At 60.3% G+C, this 16588-nt stretch carries 18 protein-coding genes and 1 tRNA gene (1 of these 19 only partly in view); 9 read left to right on the top strand and 10 right to left on the bottom strand.

Annotation, left to right across the window (positions count from 1 at the left end; all coding sequences use genetic code 11):
* Nucleotides 1-1380 carry the 3' portion of a tetratricopeptide repeat protein gene (locus tag ACO06J_RS00050; protein WP_421758655.1) on the top strand. Its footprint begins 633 nt before the window's first position, so 1380 of the gene's 2013 nt are visible here — the last part of the coding sequence; its start codon lies beyond the left edge, outside the window; it ends in the stop codon at nt 1378-1380.
* A gap of 159 nt (nt 1381-1539) precedes the next feature.
* Nucleotides 1540-2460 carry an alpha/beta hydrolase gene (locus ACO06J_RS00055; RefSeq protein ID WP_421758657.1) on the top strand — a complete coding sequence of 307 codons (921 nt, stop codon included), beginning with the start codon at nt 1540-1542 and terminating at the stop codon, nt 2458-2460.
* Here ACO06J_RS00055 and ACO06J_RS00060 read toward each other — a convergent pair whose 3' ends face one another.
* Nucleotides 2461-3270 (bottom strand): DUF2059 domain-containing protein, encoded by an 810-nt coding sequence (locus ACO06J_RS00060; RefSeq protein WP_421758658.1) that lies wholly within the window; start codon nt 3268-3270, stop codon nt 2461-2463.
* Nucleotides 3271-3434: 164 nt separating this feature from the next.
* Here ACO06J_RS00060 and ACO06J_RS00065 point away from each other — a divergent pair, with 164 nt between their 5' ends.
* The gene (locus tag ACO06J_RS00065) at nt 3435-4415 is read left to right on the top strand and encodes an aldo/keto reductase (protein ID WP_421758659.1); all 981 of its coding nucleotides are present in this window, start codon (nt 3435-3437) and stop codon (nt 4413-4415) included.
* A gap of 15 nt (nt 4416-4430) precedes the next feature.
* On the opposite strand, the gene ACO06J_RS00070 is transcribed toward ACO06J_RS00065, so the two are convergent.
* The 3 genes from ACO06J_RS00070 to ACO06J_RS00080 form a co-directional block, all read right to left on the bottom strand.
* A complete protein-coding gene (locus ACO06J_RS00070) occupies nt 4431-4841 on the bottom strand; it encodes a VOC family protein (RefSeq protein ID WP_421758660.1) in 411 nt (136 codons plus the stop codon).
* Between the two features lie 106 nt (nt 4842-4947).
* Complete coding sequence (bfr, locus tag ACO06J_RS00075; protein WP_421758661.1) at nt 4948-5433, bottom strand: bacterioferritin; 486 nt, start codon at nt 5431-5433, stop codon at nt 4948-4950.
* Nucleotides 5396-5710 carry a (2Fe-2S)-binding protein gene (locus ACO06J_RS00080; RefSeq protein WP_421758662.1) on the bottom strand — a complete coding sequence of 105 codons (315 nt, stop codon included), beginning with the start codon at nt 5708-5710 and terminating at the stop codon, nt 5396-5398. The genes bfr and ACO06J_RS00080 overlap by 38 nt, the downstream gene beginning before the upstream one ends.
* A 289-nt stretch (nt 5711-5999) precedes the next feature.
* Here ACO06J_RS00080 and ACO06J_RS00085 point away from each other — a divergent pair, with 289 nt between their 5' ends.
* Entirely contained in the window at nt 6000-6797 is a 798-nt protein-coding gene (locus ACO06J_RS00085; RefSeq protein WP_421758663.1) for an alpha/beta hydrolase, read from the top strand.
* On the opposite strand, the gene ACO06J_RS00090 is transcribed toward ACO06J_RS00085, so the two are convergent.
* The 3 genes from ACO06J_RS00090 to ACO06J_RS00100 form a co-directional block, all read right to left on the bottom strand.
* Nucleotides 6794-7492 carry a DUF599 domain-containing protein gene (locus ACO06J_RS00090; protein WP_421758664.1) on the bottom strand — a complete coding sequence of 233 codons (699 nt, stop codon included), beginning with the start codon at nt 7490-7492 and terminating at the stop codon, nt 6794-6796. The genes ACO06J_RS00085 and ACO06J_RS00090 overlap by 4 nt on opposite strands.
* 57 nt (nt 7493-7549) lie before the next feature.
* Nucleotides 7550-7756, bottom strand: coding sequence for a hypothetical protein (locus ACO06J_RS00095; protein ID WP_421758665.1), 207 nt, complete (start codon nt 7754-7756; stop codon nt 7550-7552).
* A 200-nt stretch (nt 7757-7956) separates the two neighbouring features.
* On the bottom strand, nt 7957-8994 hold the full coding sequence (locus ACO06J_RS00100) for an aldo/keto reductase (RefSeq protein ID WP_421758666.1): 1038 nt from the start codon (nt 8992-8994) through the stop codon (nt 7957-7959).
* A gap of 118 nt (nt 8995-9112) precedes the next feature.
* Here ACO06J_RS00100 and ACO06J_RS00105 point away from each other — a divergent pair, with 118 nt between their 5' ends.
* Both ACO06J_RS00105 and ACO06J_RS00110 read left to right on the top strand, forming a co-directional pair.
* The gene (locus tag ACO06J_RS00105; protein ID WP_421758667.1) at nt 9113-9901 is read left to right on the top strand and encodes a hypothetical protein; all 789 of its coding nucleotides are present in this window, start codon (nt 9113-9115) and stop codon (nt 9899-9901) included.
* 140 nt (nt 9902-10041) lie between these two features.
* Nucleotides 10042-10118 (top strand) — tRNA-Met (locus tag ACO06J_RS00110).
* Between the two features lie 50 nt (nt 10119-10168).
* Here the strand turns inward: ACO06J_RS00110 and ACO06J_RS00115 are convergent.
* From ACO06J_RS00115 to ACO06J_RS00125, 3 genes are read right to left on the bottom strand one after another with little or no spacing between them, the layout of a single operon-like run.
* Complete coding sequence (locus ACO06J_RS00115; RefSeq protein ID WP_421758668.1) at nt 10169-11254, bottom strand: ABC transporter ATP-binding protein; 1086 nt, start codon at nt 11252-11254, stop codon at nt 10169-10171.
* A gap of 21 nt (nt 11255-11275) precedes the next feature.
* Complete coding sequence (locus ACO06J_RS00120; RefSeq protein ID WP_421758669.1) at nt 11276-11920, bottom strand: ThuA domain-containing protein; 645 nt, start codon at nt 11918-11920, stop codon at nt 11276-11278.
* 10 nt (nt 11921-11930) lie between these two features.
* A complete protein-coding gene (locus tag ACO06J_RS00125) occupies nt 11931-13148 on the bottom strand; it encodes an ROK family transcriptional regulator (RefSeq protein WP_421758670.1) in 1218 nt (405 codons plus the stop codon).
* A 302-nt stretch (nt 13149-13450) separates the two neighbouring features.
* Here ACO06J_RS00125 and ACO06J_RS00130 point away from each other — a divergent pair, with 302 nt between their 5' ends.
* The 3 genes from ACO06J_RS00130 to ACO06J_RS00140 all read left to right on the top strand — a co-directional run bounded on the left by ACO06J_RS00130 (nt 13451) and on the right by ACO06J_RS00140 (nt 16578).
* On the top strand, nt 13451-14704 hold the full coding sequence (locus ACO06J_RS00130; protein WP_421758671.1) for an extracellular solute-binding protein: 1254 nt from the start codon (nt 13451-13453) through the stop codon (nt 14702-14704).
* Nucleotides 14705-14797: 93 nt separating this feature from the next.
* Nucleotides 14798-15733 carry a carbohydrate ABC transporter permease gene (locus ACO06J_RS00135; RefSeq protein WP_421758672.1) on the top strand — a complete coding sequence of 312 codons (936 nt, stop codon included), beginning with the start codon at nt 14798-14800 and terminating at the stop codon, nt 15731-15733.
* Nucleotides 15733-16578, top strand: coding sequence for a carbohydrate ABC transporter permease (locus tag ACO06J_RS00140; protein WP_421758673.1), 846 nt, complete (start codon nt 15733-15735; stop codon nt 16576-16578). Before ACO06J_RS00135 ends, ACO06J_RS00140 begins: the two co-directional genes overlap by 1 nt.
* Nucleotides 16579-16588 lie beyond the last annotated feature (10 nt).

The following is a 16588-nucleotide window of genomic DNA, read 5'->3' on the forward strand; positions in this document are numbered from 1 at the left end:
GCGGTTACCCTCGATCCCAAGGGCGGCGAGTACCATCTCGGCCTCGGACGCACGCTGAACCTGTCTGGTCGTTTCGATGAGGCGATTGAGCACTACCGGGAGGCGCGCGACGGGGGCGCGGGCAGCACAAAGTTCGAATTGGCGTTGATGTTCTTCCAAAATCACGTGCTTGCTAACGATCCGCGGCAGTCGGTCGTTGATGCAAGGCTGTACGCCGAGCGCCGGACCAGAGGCGTGGTCCCTTTTGAAAACCATCGCAATGACCCCGACCCGAACCGGCCGATCCGGCTGGGATGGGTTTCAGCGGACTTCAACAATCATCCGGTCGGCCGCTTTCTTGCGGCATTGATGGGGCAACTCGATTCCGCCAAGCTGGAAATGTACGCCTACTCGCAAAAAGAGATCACCAACGACGCGGTCTACCAGCGAATCCGCTCGGCTATTGCCAACTGGTGCCCCATTGATGCCATGACCGATGAAGAGCTCGCGCACCGGATCCGGCGCGATCGCATCGACATTTTGGTGGATCTTTCCGGCCATACCGCTGGCAACCGGCTTGGCATGTTTGCCTATAGGCCGGCGCCGGTGGCGGTAACCTGGCTCGGGTACTTTGCGACCACCGGCTTCGATACGATTGACTATGTGCTGTGCAACCAGTGGCTCCTGCCTGAGAACGAGGAAGATCAGTGGGTCGAAAAGCCGTGGCGGCTTCCAGACACGCATTGGTCCTATACCGTGCCCTCGGTTGAAGTGCCGGTAGTCCCGACACCGGCGCTCGCTGGCGGGCCGTTCACCTTCGGCAGCTACAACAATTTCGACAAGATCAACGAGCCAACGATTGCCTTGTGGTCCCGTGTGATCAAGGAGGTGCCCGGCAGCCGGCTGCTGTTGCGCTCTTCGATCGGAAATTCTGCCGTAGCCGACCGTATGATGGAAGGGTTCAAAAAGCAGGGGCTCACCGACGAGCAACTTGTCGTGGAACGAGTCACCAAGAATTACGAAGAGCACCTGGCGAGCTACGGGTTGCTCGACATTGCGCTCGATCCGTTCCCCTACAACGGCGGCACCACTACCACCGAGGCGCTCTATATGGGTGTGCCGGTACTGACGCGGCATGGCGACCGGTTTGTGGCACATCTGGGCGAGACCAACATCCAGTCTGCGGGCATGCCAGAGTGGGTGGCTTATGGCGATGACGAGTTCGTCGCCAAGGCGAAGGCGTTTGCCAGTGACCTCACCGCGCTCGACGCAATACGTCAGGGCCTTCGGCCCCGCGTCCTCGCTTCACGGCTGTTCAATTCCAAGGACTTTGCGCGTGATCTCGAGGATGCATTCCGGGGCATGTGGCAGAAGTGGTGTGCCGAACAGGGTGCGAAATAGCGCTGCGGCCACAAAATGTTCGGGTTCTTGGGGCAACAAGCTGCTTCCGAATCCCTTACTCGGCTCCCATTGATGCATTTCAAGTTTGTGTTGGCCCCGCTTGGGCCCCTCTTCGCGCTTTTCCTGCTCGTTTTCGCGGCCTTCCCGGCGCAAGCGCAGGTGACAATCTTCTCCCCATTCAACATCGCCGAGGCGATGGATCCGGGGGTGAAGAAGACCGCCGATATCGTTTATGCTGAAGGCAAGCGCGGCAAGCTCGATGTCTACCAGCCCGAAAAGGTGACCGGCCTCTCCCCGGTGGTGATGTTCATCTATGGCGGAGGCTGGCATGCAGGTGACAAGTTCGAATACGAGTTTGTCGGCAGGGCCCTGGCTGCAGCGGGCTATGTCGCGGTTATCGCCGACTATCGAGTGTTCCCCGACGCCAAGTATCCCGACTTTCTCGAGGATAACGCCGCGGCCATCAAGTGGATCGAAGACAACATCGCGAGTTATGGCGGCGACACCAAGCGGTTCTTCCTCGCCGGCCACTCGGCAGGTGCCTACAACGCCATCATGATCGGGCTCGATGGATCGTTTCTGCATGAGCATGGCGTCAGCATGCCGATCAAGGCCATCGCGGGCATTTCCGGGCCCTACAATTTCTACCCGTTCGAATACGATCAGGTGAAAGAGACCTTCGGGTCCGCGCCTAATCCCGAAGGTACGCAGCCGATCAACCTGGTGTCGGCAGATGATCCTCCGATTTTTCTCGCGAGCGGCACGACCGATCCCATCGTGCGGATGCAGAACTCCAAGGCTCTCGCCGACAAGCTGCGCGAGAAGGGCGATTGGGTCACCGAAAAGTACTATGAGGGGTTCGGGCACCTTGAGCCGGTTATCGCCATGGGCGCGATGATGCGGTTCCGCATGCCGGTGCTCAAGGACATGCTGGAATTCTTCCAGACCTTTGGCGCATTCCCCAGCGGTGCGCCGCGCCCGATCTTTACGCCAGAGCCGCCGCAGGATCAGCTGACTGCGGTGATCAAGGAAATGGACTCAATCCTTGAGCCTATCGCCGATGGGCGGCGCAGCGAGTAGCTAAACTCCAACGCCGGACATTTTCGCAGCCAGCGCCTGCCCGAAGCTGTGCGTCGCCTCGGTCACGATCACGTCCGCCGCCTCGCTGGCGCGTTGCGTCAATTTACTGGCGGCGGGGCCGGTGAGAAAAGCGATGTAGGTGTCGAGCTCGGCGTCCGACAGGTCGCGGTAGGCGTAGGCCATCATCGCCTTCTGGTTGTCGAGCGCGGTCTTGGTGAGTTCAGGCATCATGGCTTCGACCTGGGCGTCGATGGCCGGCCACGGCAGCACAATAGTGCCGCGCTGCCCGGCAACGGACAGCCCCACCAGCATCGCTCGCATCCCCTGCCTTACAAAGGCCCGCGCCATTTCCGGGGTGTTGATGCGGTCAAGCTGAGCCAGACGCCCCTTAGCTGCGGAGCTCATAAGTGTGCGGCCCTCATTTGCCACCGCGAGCTGCGCATCAGAGCTGAGTAGCGCCACTTCCCGCTCGGCGGCGGAGATCCTTTGGCCCAACTCGGACCGGAAGAAGCCGCCGAGCTCCTCGCGATCATTAGCGGTCAATACTGCCTCGAGGGCCGCCACAAGCTCGTCACGCATCGCCGGGCCATCATAAGCACGTTGCGCCGTGTCCTTCCAATGCTCCAGAAACACCCGGTTCTGGGAAATCTGCTGGTCGCCAGCTGCCGCAGAAATTGTTGGCCCGAACTGGTCGAAGATGGTGTCGAGAGCTGTTGCCCGCATCACCTCGGAGATTGAAATGGTCTCGGCCACAGGGGCGGGCAGCGCCGCCAGCAGCATGAACGCAAACGCAACCAGAACTCTAACCATAGGCGCCTCACTCCCCGCCCAAACCTAAATCACGTCACCAAAAGCGTTGCCAGCTTTTCTGAAGCCGCTGTGCGCGCAAACCCCAACACTGCACCAATTGCCCGACGCTGGTTCACAAATGGGGGCGTCAACTGCTAGCCTCGCCCCAACAAGGAGTTGCCATCATGAACTACACCCGTCTGGGCCAAACCGGCCTCGAAGTCAGCCGCCTTTGCCTCGGCTGCATGTCATTCGGCGATCCCAAGGCCGGCAACCATGAGTGGACACTCGATGAGGCGGCGAGCCGGCCAATTCTCACGGCGGCCTGGGAGGCGGGGATCAATTTCTTTGACACCGCCAATGTCTATTCCGCCGGCACCAGCGAGGAGATCGTTGGCAGGGTATTGAAGGACCTCGCGCCGCGCGATCAGCTGGTCATTGCCACCAAGGTGCATGGCGAAATGCGGAAGGGGCCCAATGGCCATGGCCTCTCTCGCAAGGCCATTCTCAACGAGATCGATGCCTCGCTGAAGCGGCTGGGCACCGACTATGTCGATCTCTACCAGATCCACCGCTTCGACCGCGAAACCCCGATCGAGGAAACGCTGGAGGCGCTCAACGATGTCGTGCGCGCGGGCAAGGCGCGCTATATCGGCGCCTCATCGATGTACGCCTGGCAGTTCATGAAGATGCTGGCGACCTCCGATGCCCATGGCTGGGCGCGGTTCGTCACCATGCAGAACCACCTCAACTTGCTGTTTCGCGAGGAAGAACGCGAAATGCTGCCGCTCTGCGCCGACGAAGGTATAGGGGTCATTCCCTGGTCGCCGATGGCACGCGGGCGCCTCGCACGTCCGTGGGGCGAGGTGACCGAGCGGGTCGGCACCGACGTTTTCGGCAAGACGCTCTATACGCGCACCGACGCCGCCAACCGCGCCATTGTTGCCACTGTTGGCGAGATCGCTGCGGCGCGCGGGGTGAAGATGGCGGAAGTCGCGCTCGCCTGGGTGCTTCAGAAGCAACCGGTCAGTGCCCCGATTGTCGGGGTCACCAAGCTGCCGCAGCTGACCGATGCTCTAGGGGCGCTCGAGCTCAAACTAACGTCCGAGGAAATTGCCAAGCTTGAAGCTCCCTACGAGCCGACTGGTGTCGCCGGGTTCAGCTGATCCCGTCGCCGCCGCTCAAGCCGGCTCACGAATAACCGATGGGGAGGAGCGCTTTTCCTTGCCGTGTGTGACGACCTCGATGTTGTTGCCATCGGGGTCGAAGACAAAGGCAGCGTAGTAGCCCGGATGGTAGCTGCGCTCGTCCGGCTCGCCATTGTCGCAACCGCCGGCCTCGATCGCTGCCGCGTGGAACCGCTTTACCATGGCCTCGTCGCGCCCCTGGAAGGCCAGATGAATCCGCGAGATCGCCTGACCCAACCCGGGCTCGCTGATGTAGAGTTCATCCGCCTGGAAGGCATGTGCCGTGCGATTGCCGGGGGGCATTTCCAGCGCCTCCAGCACAGCGGCGTAAAATTTGGCCGACCGATCGAGATCGGCGACATTGATGTGCACGTGGTCGATCAAGCGGCCAGCATGAAACTGCATTCTTTTCCTCCGGGCCAACCAATGGAACGACTGGTTCATTCCCCCCTAAACGAAAAGGCCAGCCGCAGGTTGCGACTGGCCTTAAACTGTCTTGAGCAAATTGGGCCTATTCGGCTTTGTCAGCCGATTCCGAGTTCAACTGGCCGTACTTTTCGATGCCGATGGCATTGAGAAGCTGCAACTGGCTCTCGAGAAAATCGATGTGGCCTTCTTCGTCTGCCAGCAGGGCCTCGAACAGGTTCTTGCTGACATAGTCGCCCAGCGATTCACAAAGTTCGCGCGACGCCTTGTATGCCTTGCGCGCGTCGTACTCGCCGGCGAGATCGCACTCGAGCACTTCCTTGATGGTCTGGCCGATGCGGAGTGGGGCAACGCGCTGCAGGTTGGGATGCCCCTCGAGGAAAATGATGCGCTCGATCAGCTTGTCGGCGTGGTGCATCTCTTCGATCGATTCGGCGCGTTCCTTGGCGGCGAGCTTGGTGTAGCCCCAGTCCGACAGGATCCGGAAATGCACCCAGTACTGGTTGACCGCGCCAAGTTCGAGGAACAAAGCCTCATTTAGCCGTTCGATGACCTGTGGTTCGCCTTTCAATGCGACCTCCTGAAGCTTTGCGACGCATGGCTGAAAGCCGCTGTGGCACCGGTGGCACCTGAGCCGGATCTGACACCATTTCTAGGTGGTACTCCTGCGTCACCTTGATGACAATATCAACGACATTGGGGACGCACCCCGAGCATTTGTATCGCTGCCCCAGCGCCTTGTAGACCATTGCGGGGACGATGATCTTCCATGGATCTTCGCGCAGCATGGTGCGCACCACGCGTGTGATCTCCCGGTCAGTGATGGCGTTGCATTGGCAGATCAGCATGGCTCAGACGCCGCGGAGTTGGCGAGAGCGGCACTAAGGCAACTGATACAGCTCAAGGTCAACGCCGCAAAAGGTAGCGGGTCAGTCGATGGCACCAAGTCACGCGCCGCCGCTGGGGTGTCGGGTTGAGTGTGCGGCTCTTTGGGTGCGGTTGTGATCACTTATCTCTCCGACCCCCAGCCTCACTGCACCTTATTAAGTTGCAGTGAACGGCCATTTCAGCGCTGGCGCGTGAAACCATATTAACGGCCACGCCGTATCTCTAAGGTGTGTGTAGTCGGTTGTTTATATGTCGTTTTCGCTTCTCGGTTTGATCAATACTCTAAGCCCCAAGTCCAGGCGCTCGCAGCGGTTGGCGCGGGATCTTCCTTATGGTTCCGAACTGCGCCAAAGGCTGGATGTCTACGGTCCGATAGGGGCTTCGGCGCCAGTGCCCATGATTGTGTTCGTCTATGGTGGATCATGGAGCGAAGGCGATCGCCGTGACTACGAATTCGCAGGGCGCTGCCTCGCAGCGCTCGGCTACGTGGTGGTGGTGCCTGACTACCGCATCCTCCCCGAGGCAAAATACCCCGACTTTCTCGATGACACCGCCGCCGCCGTCCAATGGGCAGCTGCAAATGCCCATTCCTTTGGCGGCGATCAGCAGCGGCTTGCCCTGATGGGGCACTCGGCGGGCGCCTACAATGCGGTGATGGTCAGCCTGGACGCCGGCTACGGAGTACAGTCGCTCCTCAGTTCCGTTGTGGGGCTCTCCGGTCCCTATGACTTCTACCCTTACGATGTGGCAATCACGATCCGGACATTTGGCACTGCTGCCGATCCGCTGGCCACTCAGCCGGTCAACCTGGTTACGCCGTCTGCGCCACCGATGTTCCTGGGGACCGGCGACAGCGACAAGCTCGTTTATCCGCGCAACACCATCGCGCTCGCCGGCAAGCTGCGTGGCGCGGGCGTAGCGGTCGAAGAGCGGCACTACCCGCGCTTCGGGCATCCGCAGCCCTTGCTGGAACTCGGCTCCTTGCTGGGCGGCCGATCCAGCCTGTTGCGGGATGTTGCAGGGTTCCTTGCCAAAACGCTGAACTAGTCCGCGGCGTTCATGTCCGATTGCTCACGCCGGCTGGCGTGCACGGCAACAGACGCCGCGACCCGATGGGCGCTGGAAAAGAACTCGCGGTGAATGATGAAGCCCACGGTAAACACGCTGACAATCAGCGACATCCACTCATTTGCGAACCAGAACACCATGGGCACTGCAAAGTAGTAGGCGCGGATGCCGTTGTTGAAGTTCTTGGCGGCCAGCGTGTTGAGCTGAGCGATGGCGTCGATCTCTTCAGGCCTCGTCCGGCCGGAATGATCGATCGCACCAAGCAGGATGCAGAAGTGGTTGAACTGGCGCAGCGCCAGGGTGAACGAGAAGAAACTCAGCACGAAGATCGTCAGGACGACGAAGAGATGGATCTCGATATCGGAGTTGGTGAAGCTGACTCGGAAGCCGACCGTCTTCAGCGTATCCATCAGCGAGTTGAGGTTGCCGAAGGCGGTGAAGATCGCCAGCACCAGCAGCGCGGTGGTCGAGGCCAGAAAGCTCACCGACCCCATGATGTTACCCGAAAGGATCGCGTCCAGCGGGCTCTCGCGGCCCACGGCATTGGCGACCCAGCGCCGGCGCTGCATCGACATGATGGTTGAAAGCGACGGCCGTTTCCGCTCGAGCAGGGGGATGCCGTAGTTGTAGACGAACCAGCAGATCAGAGGAAACAGCGTCGCGAAAAGTGTCATGGGCGCGGGGGCTCCGATTCGGAGCCCCAGTTATAGCGTTGCCCGGTGAAGCCGTCGCTAGAGGAAGGGCGGGGCGAGAAGGCTGACGAACCGCAGACTCATCGGATTGCCGTCTTCGCGCTCATCGCGCTCAACCTGCAGACCTGTGTGGAGGACGGCCACGTCGCGCTCGACGCGGCTCAGGCGGGGTTCGTCGGAAAAGAACCGGCGTTGGTCGCCATCGCGTTTGGACGGCGGCGTGAGGATCCCGAAAAAATGCATCATGACCATCTCCTTTGTTTCAGCTCCGTCGCCCCACAGGGAAAGGGCGACGGAGCCGATTGGCGGCCGGGACAAAGGGAGGACGAAACCCCGGCGCGTTTGAGGAGTATGCAAAAGACTATCGGATTAGTCGAGAATTGATGTGCCAATCGACCCATCTGGAGGGAAAGCGCTTTGCGCATTCCCTCGCATTTGTGGACGGACTAGAGGGTCCGCGGGTACTTCATGAAGATCTGCTGGATGTCGTTCAAAACCTGTTCATCGAGATGGCAATCCGCCGCCGAAATGTTGACCTTGAGCTGATCCATCGTCGTCGCGCCGATGATCACCGACGTCATAAACGGCTTGGTCAAACAGAAGGCGATCGCCATCTGGCACACATCGAGCCCATGCTTTTCGGCTAGCGCGATATAGGCCCTGATCGCCGGCTCGGTCAGTTCATTGTTGCGATATGCCGACCCCGCCACCGCGCCGCGCGTTCCCGGCGGCAGCACGCCACCGAGGTATTTCCCGGACAGTGCACCCGAGGCCAGCGGGGAATAGGCGAGCAGCCCGACGTCCTCGTGGAAAGCCAGCTCTGCGAGGTCCATATCGTAGTATCGACGCAGAAAATTGTATTCATTTTGAATGGTTTGCACCCGAGGCAGTCCCAGTTCCTCGGAGAGCCGCAGATACTGCATGGTGCCCCAGGCGCTCTCGTTGGAGAGCCCGAAATGGAGGATCTTTCCCTCTTTCACCAACTCGCCCATGGTATCGAGAACCTCGCGAATATTGGGCAGCACCTCGTCGCGCTTCTGCTGGTAGGGGTTGTAGGTCCACGACCCCTCGAAGTGGTAGTGCCCCCGGCGCGGCCAGTGGATCTGGTAGAGGTCGATCCGGTCGGTCTGCAACCGCCGCAGGCTGCCCTCGACTGCCTCGCGTACGCTCGGCCCGTCAATGCCGCGCCCGCCGCGCACCCACGGACGGCCGCCGCCAGCAACCTTGGAGGCCAGCACGATCTCATCCCGCTTGCCGGTCTTCTTGAACCACGTACCGATAATTTCTTCGGTTTTTCCGTAGGTTGAGGCGTCTGGCGGCACCGCATACATCTCGGCGGTGTCAAAGAAGTTGATGCCATGGGTCAGGGCATAGTCCATCTGCTCATGGCCCTGGGACTCGGTGTTCTGCTTGCCCCAGGTCATGGTTCCGAGGCAGATTTCCGACACCATGACGTCAGTCCGGCCAAGCTTTTTCATCTTCATTGCAGTGCATCCTCACGATTTTGCCGGCACCCTAAGAGCCGGGCAGAGTTGAGACAATCCCCGAGGTTGCGCGTCACCGCCATATCGTAGAGATTGCCGCCGCAATGAGGTTACTGCCGTGTCCAGACATCCAAAGATACTCTTCCTCCTCCTCGCGCTCCTCGGCTTTTGCGCCCTGTCACTCCCCTCACGCGCTGAGGACGACCAGTTCGCCAAGATCGCCGCCATGGACATGGACGGGCTGGAAAAGTTCGTTGGCGCCGTGACAGCCAGCGTCGGTCAGGACACGTTGAAACTTCGCGGTGCCGCTGACCGGGGCGATTGCCTGGAGCTCTACCGGGCCGGTAATGCCTTTGACCTGGGATACCGCTACCTTGCCAAGGTCAACGAGTTGATCGCGGACAAGCGAGACGCGAAGGGCCTTTCGCTCCGGACACGCGTTGTCCAGTCGCGCGTAGTGGTGTTTGCCGCGCGGGTAAGAGCCGAAGAGTTCATTGGCCAGACCTGCAGCGCGTTTACGATCCCTGCGGACAAGGCCGGAGATTCGTACTTCGCCGTGCCGCAAAAGATCGCGCTCGAGGATTTCACTGGAGCCGTTATCGAAGCACGCGAGGCGGCTGAGGTGATCTACCTGGGGGCGTCCGAGGCAGCAAAGTCCAAGAAATGCGGGCCTGTCGGCACAATTATCCAGGCTATCCAGCTGATCGTTCCCTATCTTGAAAAGCTGTCCAGGGACGTGTCCCAGCGCCCAGAAGCCCTCGGCCCGCGCGCCAGCAGGGCCGCACTCAACCAGTCTCGGGTCAGGCTGATCAACGCTGCAAACCAGCTGGATGCGACATTTGGCCAGTCTTGCGGCAAGCCGGCACCGGCGGAAACCCCCGCGGCGCCTGCACCCACGGAGCAGTGATACAGGCTAGTTTCAAAAAACTGTCACCCGAGGCGCTTTTTACCTTGAGGTGCAGAGGCGCACCCCCTATATACCCCTTGCGTCGCGGCGATGGCCGCAAATGAAGACGCAAAAAAAGCCAAAGGCTTTGATATTCTTGGCGCGGGGTGGAGCAGCCCGGTAGCTCGTCAGGCTCATAACCTGAAGGTCACAGGTTCAAATCCTGTCCCCGCAACCAAGAAAAATACCCGCCTAACCAACCGGTTGGCGGGTTTTTGTTTTTGTGGCTCAGAGCCGCTTGCCGTCAGCCCCAAACAGCAAGCAGAGCTGAGCATCAAGCCCGATCCTGATGGTGGCACCCGCTGGAACGCGGGAGTGCCCCTTTTCCTGCACAGTGATCTGCGCGCCGTCGGTTCCACTGGCGTATACGTAGGACACGCCACCGAGTTGCTCGACCACTTGGGCGGTGGCGTTGAGGCTTGGCACCCCATCTGCCGCATCGATGAAGTGCTCGGGCCTGATGCCCAAAGTTACTGCGGTGCCGGCGGCGACCGCCGCTCCGCGCAGGCGCACCTCGACGGTCGTATCGGGGAAGGCGTCAGGCCGGACAACGGCGTGCTGCCCTGACGACGACACGACAGTTGCGCGCATGAGATTCATGCGCGGTGAGCCGATGAACCCGGCGACGAACACGTTGTCGGGGTCATCATAGAGAGCGATCGGGGTGCCCTGCTGTTCGATCCGGCCGTCTCGCAGGACGACGATCTTGTCGGCCAGCGTCATGGCCTCCACCTGGTCGTGTGTCACATACACCATCGTCGCTCCAAGCTCCTGGTGGAGCTTGGCAATTTCGATCCGCATCTGCACGCGCAGTTCGGCATCGAGGTTGGAAAGCGGCTCGTCAAACAGGAATGCCTTGGGCTGGCGCACGATGGCTCGCCCGATGGCGACGCGTTGGCGCTGGCCGCCTGACAGCTGGCGGGGTTTGCGGTCCAGGAGTGCCTCAAGTTCAAGCACCTTAGCGGCGTCGGCAACCCGCACTGCCACATCATTTTTCGGCATACCGCCCATCCTGAGGCCGAAGCCCAGGTTTTCCTCAACCGTCATGTGCGGATAGAGCGCGTAGCTCTGGAAAACCATGGCCACGCCACGTTCGGAGGGATCGAAGTCGGTAACGTCTTCACCACCGATCAGCACCTGGCCGGAGCTGGGCTCTTCAAGTCCAGAAATCGTGCGCAGAAGGGTGGACTTGCCACATCCGGACGGTCCCACGAAGACCACGAACTCGCCGTCGGCGATATCGAGGTCGACGTTATGGATGACCGGCACCACCCCAAAGCTCTTGCTGATGCCGCGCAACTGCAGTTCGGCCATTTTGTTTCCCCCTCTGGCTCGTCAGCGCGCTGCCCAGAGGGCGCCGCGCTCGAAAATGGTACGCATCTGCGGCACGGCGAACTCATCGACCGTGTGACCGAGCGCGCTGTAGAAAACGCGCCCCTTGCCGTAGCGGCGCTTCCAGGCCACGGGCATCACAACTCCCTGGATTTCCTCGAATAAATTGCCGTCGAAGGTGGTGGTCGCCAGTACTTCATTGCTGGGGTCGAAATGCATGTAGTACTGCTCCGACCGATACGAAAAGTCGGAGATGCCGGCCATGATGGGATCGTCCGGATTGGTAACATTGACCGTGTAGTCGATGATGTTCCCGGGATGTGCCACCCACTGGCCGCCGGTCATGAACTGGTAGTCTGGCTCGTTGCGGAAGCTGTCGCACATCAGGCCATGAAAGCCCGCAATGCCGGTGCCGCTCCGCACTGCTGCCAGAAGGTTCACCAGTTCCTCTTTTTCGATCCTGGACATAGTGATGACCGGGACGATCAGGCTGTAAGCATCCAGACCGCTGTCCGCAAAAGCCTCAGTGGTCGGCTCGATATTGACTTCGAAGCCGTGCCCTTCCAGCAGGTTGCCGACAAATCGCGCGCTTTGCTCGGGTGTGTGTCCATCCCAGCCACCCCAAACGATGAGAGCCTTTTTCGTCATTACAGTCCTCCTAATATGTTGTGGTCCAGGGCGCGCTATAGACGTCGCGCAGCATCAAAGCGGCGGCGCCACGGGCCCAAAGTTGGTCGTCGAGGCTATGGAAGATCAGTTCGGTTGCCGCAAAGTGTGGCCGAAAGCTGTTGACTTCTGCGACGGCCCGAAGCGGGGCGGCGATGGCCTCAGCGTAGCGCGGCGACTCCACGGCAATGATGATCTTGCCTGGGTTGATCAGATTGATGATGTGCGAAACGGCGAGGCCGAGTTTGTTGGCGTGACCGTCAATCAAGTTCTGAGCTCGAGCATCTCCGGTCGCCGCGATATCGGCCAATAGGCCAAGAAGGTCAGCCTGACCGGCAGGGGAGGCGATGATGTCCCCGCCCAGGGTCTGTTGCATTTGGCGGCGGATGGCGGCCTGTCCGACATGGGCGTTTAGGCAATCAGTCTGGCCGCACTCGCAGGCGATCCCCTCGCTGCCGACCTTGATATGCCCCAATGCCGGTCCCAGCGTGCTGGAGCCGCGATGGATGTCGTCTTCGATCCAGAGGCCAAGGCTTGCCGTCTGGTCCAGCAGCACGACCCCGAAGGTGGCGTCTCGCTGCGCGTAGCCGAACCAGCTTTCCGCCAGGGCGAGGAGGTTTGCGGGCTTTTCGAGTTTGACTGGCAGCCCGGTTCGTTCCTGCAGGAGCGCGCCGATGGGGACTTCGCGCTCCCCGAAAACGGAACTGGCGTAGCTGCGGCCCGAGCGTGGGTCGACAATTCCCGGAACGCCAATGCCGATGCCCCTGATCTTGCTGCGATCGACGCCGGCCTTGCGAATACAATCGTCGATACCGTCCTCGATGAGGTCGACAATGACTTCGATGGGCTGGCGGGCGAGGCGAATTGGCAGTTGCACCGCAGCGATCACGTCACCGCGGAAATCGACAATTGTGACCGTGGTCATCGCCTCGGAGATCTTGATCCCGAGCACATAGGCTGCCGTGCGGACCAGCCCCAGCAGCACCCGAGGCCGGCCGCGCTGCGCCTCGGCGGTGGGCTCGGTGTGCCGCGCTTCGATCAGGCCTTCTTCAATCAGCGCGCCGGTGATCGCGGAGACCGTGGTGCCGCTCAACTCGGTCCGCTCAGAGATCTCGACGCGCGAAATCTCACCGTGGCACCGAATGGTCTCCAGCACGTGGTATTTGTTGATTTCCCGCATCAGTAGCGGGTCCGCGATTTTGACGACCAAGTCAGGCTCCAGTCGAACGGCATGGCGACAATTTAGTTTGGGTTCGGCACGAAAGGCAATCACGGGCTGCGTGATTTTCACAGCGAGTTCAGTAAAAATACTGAAATCACAGATACTTATGCCGAAAACTTTCTTCGCCTCCAAGAAAATCGACAGCCTGAGGTGCGTGCCTCTTGCGCCTTAAATAAGGGATGCGTAAAAAGTAGCAAGCGGCGAATACGGAGGGGTCCGGATTTTGCCGTAGCGGCCAGGGAGGATTCCACACCGGTTTCAGGTGGCCGCATGAGGATCAGGAGGAAACCATGAAGCGAATTGCGCTTGCCGCAATGCTCGGTCTGATGGCGCTCGCGCCGGTGCAGGCCCAGACTGTGGTCAAATATCTCAACATCGCGTCCATCCCAGAGGAAGTGGCGCTGATGAACGCGGCGGTGAAGGAATATGAAGCCGCCAATCCGGGTGTGAAAATCGAGCTGCCCTTCCTCGAGAACGAGGCATTCAAGGCCAAGCTCACCACCCTGCTACAGTCATCCGACGCGCCTGATGTGTTCCATTCGTGGGGCGGCGGCGTGTTCTACGAACAGGCCGCGGCAGGTGTGCTGCGTCCGATCGAAGGCGTCCTCAGCCAGGAAGCCAAGGACGCGCAGGGTACGGCGGGCGTTTCCGCCTTCACCGCGCCCGATGGCCATATCTACGGCATCGCTCGCGACGTCTCAGAAGTCATCCTCTGGTACAACAAGGCGTTGTTCACACAGGCTGGCGTTGACCCGGCGAGCCTCCAGACCTGGGACGGTTTCCTAGCTGCGGTCAAAAAGTTCAAGGATGCCGGGATCACCCCGCTTGCCCTTGGAGCAAAGGACCGGTGGCCGGCGCACTTCTGGTGGAGCAAGCTGGTCGTTCGGCTGGCCGGCCAGGATGGCTTCAACGCTGCAGCCAAGGGTGAAGGCGATGGCTTTGCTGGCCCGGACTTCGTCAAGGCTGGCGAACTGTTCCTGCAGTTGGCGGCTCTCGATCCCTGGCAGCAGGGTTTTGAAGCGGCAACTTATGGCGATGCCTCGGGCTACTTCGGCGACGGCAAGGCCGCGATGCACCTGATGGGCGACTGGGACTACGGCGCCATGAAGGACAACTCGGCCACCAAGAAAGGCATTCCGGACGATCAGCTCGGCATTCTTCCGTTCCCCACCATCGAAGGTGGCAAGGGCGATCCGACCGATACGCTGGGTGGCCTTTCGGGTTACCTTTTCAGCAAGAATGCCTCCGATGACGCGGTCAAGTTCATCGAGTGGTACAATGCCAAGCCCGTTCAGGAGAGGTTCGCCAACGCCAACTTCTATATCCCGATCGTGGCCGGGGCAGCTGATGGAATGACCAACCCGTTCAAGGTGCAGGTGGCCCAAGACATCAACAAGGCTCACTGGCACGCACTCTTCTTCGACCAGGCTCTCGGGCCTGCGGTGGGCGGTGTCGTGAACGACGTGTCGGCAGAACTCGCTTCCAATTCGATCAGTGCTGCCGATGCTGCCCAGCAGGTCAAGGACGCTGTCGACAGCAAGTAAGGACCGGTTCGGGCGCTATCCCGGACGGAAATCCCGTTAGTCGCGGTGGGCCGCACATCTGCTGCCCACCGCTTCCACAAGGCAGGAATCGTGATGACCAGCGCAGCCGCAAGCAGCACCGTGGTCCCATTGGCAAAACCGATGCGCCGGCGCCGATACATGGAGCGCAGGAGCCTTGTGCCGCTGCTGATCTTTCTGCCGCCGTCCCTGATCCTATTCACGGTCTTTGTCGTGTTGCCGATGGTGGATGCGGCGACCTTTTCCTTCTTCAACTGGAATGGGTACGGCCCGATCGCCAACTTCGTCGGGCTCGACAATTATGCGGATGTGCTGACGCACCGGAACTTTGGCACTGCCGTGCGCAACAGCCTAATTGTCGTGGCGGTTTCGCTCCTGGTCCAATTGCCGCTCGCTATGTGGGCGGCGCTCGCGCTTTCGGAGCGCGGCGTCAGTATCAATGTGCTGCGAACCATCTTTTTTGTGCCGTTCATGCTGGCAGAGGTCGCGGCTGGCCTGATCTGGAAATTCGTCTATGACGGAAATTACGGCCTGCTGCCGATTGTGGGCGACGCGCTGGGCGTGCAGATGCCGTTCGTTCTCGCCGACAAATTCTGGGTGATCCCGGCCATCATGCTGGTCATCACCTGGAAGTATTTCGGCTTTCACATGATGATCTACATCGCCGGCCTGCAGTCCATTCCTGCTGAGGTGATTGAGGCGGCGCGGCTCGACGGCGTCAAGAAGTGGCAGATCGTCCGCCATATCAAGCTGCCAATGGTGCGGTCGGCCATCGTCATTTCGGTGTTTTTTGCCATCACCGGCGCGTTGCAACTGTTCGACATCATCATCCCGCTCACCAATGGCGGGCCGTCGCACACCAGCCACACCATTGTTACCTTCCTCTACCAGTTCGGCATCCTGCGCATGAAACTGGGCTTTGGTGGCGCGGTCAGCGTGATCCTGTTTTTCGCCTGCGTGCTGGTGGCGCTTGCTTACCGCCGCATCCTCTTCCGCGTGGAGCAGAACTGATGGCCAGCACCGTTCGTCGCAAGCGCAAGCCCGCCATCTCGACGTTTCAGTGGGCGACACTGCTGATCATTGCGGCTTTCGTGATCGTGCCGTTCTACACAACGGCTCTGGGCGGCTTTAAAGAGATTGGCGAGTTGCGGGTGAACGCCTTCGGGCTGCCCGCGAGCTGGGATCCGGTGCGATTTGCCGAAATCCTCGGTGGTCCGAGCTATTTCCGCTCACTGGGAAATTCGCTGCTGATTGCGGTCGGCTCGGTAGTGCTCTCCACCCTCCTCGCGTCGATGACCGCGTTTGCCTTCGCGCATATCAAGTTCTTCGGCTCGAAGTTTTTGATGAGCTATTTGATGCTTGGACTGTTGTTCCCATCTGCCACAGCGATCCTGCCGCTCTTCATCAAGATGCGCGATCTGGGCCTGCTCGACAGCCATCTTGGCATCATCATCGTGCAGGTGGCGTTCTCGATCTCGTTCTCGGTGCTGCTGTTCCATAACTTTTTCAAGGAGTTGCCCAAGGAACTGATCGATGCGGCGCGGCTCGACAATTGCGGTTATGTCCGCATCTACTGGTACGTGACGCTGCCGCTCTGCCTGCCGATAATCGCGACGGTTGGCGTGTTCAACTTCGTCGGCAGCTGGAACAATTTCCTTCTGCCGCTGATCGCGCTCAACTCGGACGACAAGTATACGTGGCCCTTGGGTATCATGCAGTTCCAGGGGCAGTACGGCTCTGACTGGCCGCGCATTCTAGCGTTCCTGACGCTGTCGATCCTACCAGCGATCGCGTTCTTTCTCCTGGCACAGCGCTTCATCATCTCGGGGCTGACGGGCGGCGCCGTAAAGGGCTAGCTCATTACTG

The organism is Devosia sp. (assembly GCF_965229025.1).
GTDB lineage: Bacteria > Pseudomonadota > Alphaproteobacteria > Rhizobiales > Devosiaceae > Devosia_A.

Coding starts and splice junctions, on each gene's coding strand:
- ACO06J_RS00140 (WP_421758673.1), top strand. CDS start 15,733: ATGGCCAGCACCGTTCGTCGCAAGCGCAAGCCCGCCATCTCGACGTTT.
- ACO06J_RS00085 (WP_421758663.1), top strand. CDS start 6,000: ATGTCGTTTTCGCTTCTCGGTTTGATCAATACTCTAAGCCCCAAGTCC.
- ACO06J_RS00135 (WP_421758672.1), top strand. CDS start 14,798: ATGACCAGCGCAGCCGCAAGCAGCACCGTGGTCCCATTGGCAAAACCG.
- ACO06J_RS00080 (WP_421758662.1), bottom strand. CDS start 5,710: ATGCTGATCTGCCAATGCAACGCCATCACTGACCGGGAGATCACACGC.
- ACO06J_RS00115 (WP_421758668.1), bottom strand. CDS start 11,254: ATGGCCGAACTGCAGTTGCGCGGCATCAGCAAGAGCTTTGGGGTGGTG.
- ACO06J_RS00060 (WP_421758658.1), bottom strand. CDS start 3,270: ATGGTTAGAGTTCTGGTTGCGTTTGCGTTCATGCTGCTGGCGGCGCTG.
- ACO06J_RS00130 (WP_421758671.1), top strand. CDS start 13,451: ATGAAGCGAATTGCGCTTGCCGCAATGCTCGGTCTGATGGCGCTCGCG.
- ACO06J_RS00090 (WP_421758664.1), bottom strand. CDS start 7,492: ATGACACTTTTCGCGACGCTGTTTCCTCTGATCTGCTGGTTCGTCTAC.
- ACO06J_RS00065 (WP_421758659.1), top strand. CDS start 3,435: ATGAACTACACCCGTCTGGGCCAAACCGGCCTCGAAGTCAGCCGCCTT.
- ACO06J_RS00100 (WP_421758666.1), bottom strand. CDS start 8,994: ATGAAGATGAAAAAGCTTGGCCGGACTGACGTCATGGTGTCGGAAATC.
- ACO06J_RS00095 (WP_421758665.1), bottom strand. CDS start 7,756: ATGATGCATTTTTTCGGGATCCTCACGCCGCCGTCCAAACGCGATGGC.
- ACO06J_RS00070 (WP_421758660.1), bottom strand. CDS start 4,841: ATGCAGTTTCATGCTGGCCGCTTGATCGACCACGTGCACATCAATGTC.
- ACO06J_RS00120 (WP_421758669.1), bottom strand. CDS start 11,920: ATGACGAAAAAGGCTCTCATCGTTTGGGGTGGCTGGGATGGACACACA.